Genomic DNA, 5,165 nt, shown 5'->3' with positions numbered 1-5,165 from the left:
CGGACCCAGATATCTCGAAACTGAGTCTTCTAGAATAGGGAGCTTTAACAGAATAAGAGATATCAAAGCTTATACAATGGCATACCTTTTAGAAACTCCGCACATGGACGGGGGCAATCTCGCTTGAGAGAGGGTATTTGACCCGGAATTTCTGATTGATCGCATGAATGAGTCCGCGCTTCGCGTCCTCACTCTTGATTTCTCCTTCTGTAATCTCTTCGCTGTCGTACCTTACTTCAAAGTCAATTTGGTGATGCTTATAATGAATTTTTCCTGACACAATGATAGAACATCCTCCTAACGCGAGTGATATGGCTTTTTGTTTCCTTTATTACTTTCATTTAAACCAAGCCGGTCCCCGAGTACCATTAAGGATTGATTGATCTTCCAAACATAGTATAAATGATGAACAAGATCTCCTTGATCTTCGTTATGCCCAGGAGCATAACGTTCAATTTGTTCCCTTTCGTATTGTAAATCATAGAGCTGTCCCGTTACTTCCTCTTTTTCAATTATCTCTTTCAACACGTGGATGTTATGGGTGAATTTCTCTTGGACCCTTGGAAAAACTTCCTTTACTTCTTCAGGATAGCTGAAATTCTTTTGATAAGAGGAGGCTACGAGATGCTTTGCATAATAGTTAATCGCTGTGAAGATTGTAATCCATCTGGGAAGCCCTGAATACCTACGGGCTCCTGGCCCCTGTAGAACCGGCTTAGATTCGTCTTCAATCGCCTGGATTTTTGCATCCATTTGAAAGGCGTGGTCTGCTAAACCCTTAATATCTGTAGGCTGTTGAAAACTTCTTACATATTCGTTCACATAGCTTTCTAATTCTTCTAGATATTCCATAAAAGTATCCGATACTTTTTCCATCGTTTTTGTAGGGTAAATCAATGCGGCTACACCAAGTGCGATACCCGCCCCTGCAATGGTGTCGATCACACGTGCGCCAAGCAGTTGATACGTTATCCCACCGAGCATCAAGTCATACATAAAGGCGATTAACATGGTAATTAACAGGCTCATGAGTGTATAGGAAACAGTAAACAGATAGAAAGCTAAAAAGATGAAAGAAAACAGCAAAATGATCTCTAGTTGCGGCTGATCGGAAACAAGTTTAGCAAGACCAAAGCCAAGTACGGCTCCGATGAGCGTTCCGATTGATCGCTCTAAGCCTTTCAAATAGGTTCTTCCTACCGTTTCGGTCCCAAGCTGTACGATGAACGTGGTGAGTAATACCCAGTAGGGTTGAATCGGTGAAATCAGGTAGCCGACAATAATCGCGATCGTACCAGCTATGACTGATTGAATCGCTTTTTTCGTCGTTGGTTTTAATCCTTTTTCTTCCTCTTCCTTATCATCTTCTTCCTCATCCTCTTCATCCTCCTGCTCTCCAGGAATGGAAGCCTTATTTAGAGAAGATTTGATTTCAAGGGCCGCTTCTGTGACATGCGTCGCAATCGCTTCAATTCTTCTGAGTAGATAAAGCCAACCTTCTGGCTGGGTTGAACGCTGCTTGAAGAGGTCATCAATCATTTGCCTTAGCGACTGAATGACTTTTTCAGCTTCGATAAGATTCTTTTCTTTATAGTCTTGGTTGAGTACCTCTGCTTGCTGAAGCGTATAGATCACTTTGATTAAAAGTGTACGCAGCTCCTTCATTTCGAAGGCATCGTCACTTTTCAGTTTTTGCAAGCTTTCGGACATGGTCATCACGAACATTGCGGTATCAAATATGTAGAGACGCATCTGCTGAGTCTCAAGGCCTGGCCAAATCTCACGAATATCTTGTGCATTTAAGTCCGTCGATACATTGCTCGCATACTCACGAAGTTTTCTGACGTTATACACCAATTTCTTTCTGCGTGGCTCACTCGTTTCGGCATCCTGAATAATTTCGATCAGCAATTGAAAACAAAGGTTTGCCTGTCTATGAAAAGAGTTCATACTCCTTTTTAAAAGCTGGACTGAGTCCTTAAAAATAATGAAATTGTAGAGAAAGGCAAAGCTTATCCCAATAGCGATTGTCAGATAAAACCATGGAAATTGGTCAGGAGACAGCTTCAAGAAAGATGAAAAATAAGAAGTGAAAAAACCGATCATCCCTAAAGAAAAGTACCGACTCCCGAATCTGGAAAAGTAGAAGGCACAAAAAATAATGCCCACCATCCACGCGGAGACCAGGATGACATTTGAGGCAAGAAGCGAACCTATAGTAACTCCGCCTGCTGCTGATAGCGCTAGCAGTAGTGTCGTCACTTGCTTCTTTTCTCTCGTATCATCCATGACCACCATAATGCCCATCATACCGGCTATTCCGGAAATAATGGATGGTAGAAGAGGCGGATGTCCGAGCAAATTGAGCAGGAGTGTACTCGTGAACACAGCCGAAATTAGACTGATTGTAGCTTTCCCAGCCTGGTTCAACCGTTTACGTCCGGGATCTGAAGCAAGTAACCGCCTAAGCCAATAAGAATTTTGATAAAACATTCTCACCCGTTCATGCACCTCCTTTTTTTAGATACTCTCTATAGTAGTTTGTTTTATCTCGAAGAACAAGTGTTTGACTTTCCTTTCCCTTATTCATGATCGAATGAAACAAAAAAAGCTGCTAGATTCAGCAGCTTTTTTAAACCTCGCTTCTTCTTATTTTAAGTGTAAGCAAAAGCACTAGAGTTACCCCCACCATTAATGTGGGCAGTACATCAGATGATAAAAGGATATAAGGATTTTTCGTCGTCCATAACAATTTGGATAACAAATAGGCAATGATGCCGAGCCACGAGGGCACGACAGCCAACAAATTTTGCGCTTTTTCATTCCTGGGTGGATCTTTCAGCAGCTTCAAAACGGAATAGAGAGTGGGGATGATCACCAAAAAAAGAATCGAGGCTTCAACAATTATTTCCATGCGATCGCTCCTTTTTAGAGATGGTTATCCTGTCTCTTCTTCCCAATATAATGGTAGAAAAAAATCTCAGAAATGAGCATAACGATGACGAGGGATCCAATAATTGGAACAGGGGAATCAATACTGAATAGTCCTATCACACTGATTCCTAATGTGACAAGCCCAACAATAAGCAAAAGGCGAACAACTTCCATGTTCATCCCCCTCCTCTTTAACCAATTATTTCAAAAAGAAGTGAAGTTTTCAATAAGCAGGAAGGTAAGCAATTTCTAATATGTTATGAGGACCCCTTAACTCGATAATGTAACCAAACGGCTCCCTTGTCCCCTACTGGCTTCGTCTTCATCAACTCTAAGGAAGTGACTTCATTCAGTGAACCTAGGTTTTCACAGTTCAAAAGCGAAGGTGTTTCCTTCCCCCCAACGGCTAACGGGGCCAGAATCAGACTGATTTCATCAATCAGTACGGCCTTTAAAAAAGCACCATTCATCGAACCCCCACCCGAGAGTCCAATGTTTCTAAAACCTTTATCGTACAAAATGGCAAGGGCTTCTCTTAAATCGACATGGTCTCCGGAGCCAGCACGTATGTACGAAATTCCTTTTTCTTTTAATTGCTTAAAGTATTCCTTGTTTGTATCCTCTCTTGTAACAACCTATAAGCCCTCCGACTGCTGCCAATTGATTCTTCCTCTTCCATCCACCACAATATAAGCCTTAGACTTTTTCGGTTCATAGGTTTGCTTTGTCAATTCAATCCAGTCGTTTCCATAGACGATTAGCGTTTCGCTACCTGATAAGAGTGCATCACACCCCAGTTCGTCATACAACTCGTGCGTGAGATAATTGGCATCCCCATCCATTTCTTCTTGAATCCATTCAGTCACGTTCCGGTTTGGTGCCGTCGTCATTTTTCCATCAACGGATGAGAAGACATTAAGAATCACCTTAGGATGTTTTTTCATTCCATTTACGCCTTGCCAGCGATTGTTTGGATCCGCTCTTCCTGTTCAGCTTTATCATGGTATTCATAGAATCCCAGTTGATTGCCCCATGGATCGCTGAATGTCCCCCATTTCACCGGAACTTCTTCTCTTGAATGGATCTTGAAATGCTCAACGTCGAGTCCCTCCATGACTCTTTGCTGTTCATCTTTAATGTCCTTCACTCCAAATCGAAGCGGTCCGCTTTCTTTGGCAGGTGTACCTTCTGCCAGCTGAAGCCAGCTTCCGGGGAAGATTTCCCATTCCACAATTCCGAAATGCGGCTCAAAGTCCGGCTTTCTTTGAAATAATTTTTCGTACCACTTCTTACCTTTTTCAATATCGGTTACACGAACTTGAATCGTCATTTCATACACGATTGTTTACCTCCTAAATTTTGTATGCTCTTTACATTTCTACAAATCTTACAGCATACCCTGCACGATGACCGCATATTTTTAGTTATTTAGTAGAAATCAATCAAACTTGTCGCTTTATCCTCCAAACTAAAAACGCTCCTCTGTCTAACAGAAAAGCGCATCTACTCTACCATATTCTTTTGCACATAGATCGCAAGCAGCAAATAACCGACTACAAGGAGTGGAATGACTGCGCCAATTGTGGACCTGTGAATAAGATGAGAAATCCAATTGGAGTAGTGCTTACCTTGTATTACGATAAATATATTAAATGGTTTCACATTTCATAGTTAAAGAAATAAAAAGTAAACTCTTGAAAATGGTATTGTACAATAACTAATAAGGGGGTTATAAACAGCTAAAAAAGATCCAAACCTAGTTAACTGTTCACCAGTTATCTTCCTTAAACTTTATAAGTCCTGTACTACATAGTCACTTTACTTAATTTCTCAACGCAGCTTTTTAACCATCGTGTAAAAGCTGCTTCTAGGTGGATAATCTTTGATTTCTCCCACTACCTCATACCCGTGTTTTTCATAAAAAGGACGTGCTTGAAATCCGAACGTTGAAAGTAGCACCTTGCCAGCGCCTAATTCTATTGCGGTATCTTCGGCTTGATTCAATAACTGGGTGCCTAATCCCTGTCGCCGGCATTCGTCACTCAACCAAAAGTCGTTAATTTCGAGCCAGCCCCAATACACATCGCCTGTGATCCCGCCTATCCAATCTCCCTGCTCATCTGAAACTATAAGATGAATTGGTTTAACAGCTCCTGGATCCCGGGACTGTTTATGAGGATTGGAACGTGCATTGTTATACTCTTTTATTTTCCTATATAAAAAAAAAGAAA

The 5,165-nt window shown here is 41.5% G+C and carries 6 protein-coding genes and 1 pseudogene; all 7 read right to left on the bottom strand.

Features of this window, described 5'->3' with window-relative positions:
- Window positions 1-88: 88 nt before the first annotated feature.
- The gene (locus tag LD39_RS04525; RefSeq protein WP_035543347.1) at window positions 89-280 is read right to left on the bottom strand and encodes a hypothetical protein; all 192 of its coding nucleotides are present in this window, start codon (window positions 278-280) and stop codon (window positions 89-91) included.
- 17 nt (window positions 281-297) lie between these two features.
- On the bottom strand, window positions 298-2,493 hold the full coding sequence (locus LD39_RS04520) for an FUSC family protein (RefSeq protein ID WP_035543345.1): 2,196 nt from the start codon (window positions 2,491-2,493) through the stop codon (window positions 298-300).
- 139 nt (window positions 2,494-2,632) lie between these two features.
- Window positions 2,633-2,914: a hypothetical protein gene (locus tag LD39_RS04515; protein WP_035543343.1), complete on the bottom strand. Its 282-nt coding sequence runs from the start codon at window positions 2,912-2,914 to the stop codon at window positions 2,633-2,635.
- A 14-nt stretch (window positions 2,915-2,928) separates the two neighbouring features.
- Window positions 2,929-3,108 carry a hypothetical protein gene (locus tag LD39_RS04510; RefSeq protein ID WP_035543339.1) on the bottom strand — a complete coding sequence of 60 codons (180 nt, stop codon included), beginning with the start codon at window positions 3,106-3,108 and terminating at the stop codon, window positions 2,929-2,931.
- Between the two features lie 83 nt (window positions 3,109-3,191).
- Window positions 3,192-3,878: pseudogene (locus tag LD39_RS23450) on the bottom strand (RibD family protein).
- A gap of 5 nt (window positions 3,879-3,883) precedes the next feature.
- Window positions 3,884-4,276, bottom strand: a complete 393-nt coding sequence (locus LD39_RS04495) for a VOC family protein (protein ID WP_035543334.1) — start codon at window positions 4,274-4,276, stop codon at window positions 3,884-3,886.
- A 488-nt stretch (window positions 4,277-4,764) separates the two neighbouring features.
- Window positions 4,765-5,165: N-acetyltransferase (locus LD39_RS04490; protein WP_035543332.1), on the bottom strand; the 401-nt coding region annotated here is incomplete at its 5' end.

It is taken from the genome of Halobacillus sp. BBL2006, from assembly GCF_000786645.1.
In the GTDB taxonomy this organism is placed as follows: domain Bacteria; phylum Bacillota; class Bacilli; order Bacillales; family Halobacillaceae; genus Halobacillus.
The sequence above is the reverse complement of the archived record's forward strand: the minus strand, read 5'-3'. Positions and strand labels throughout refer to the sequence as shown.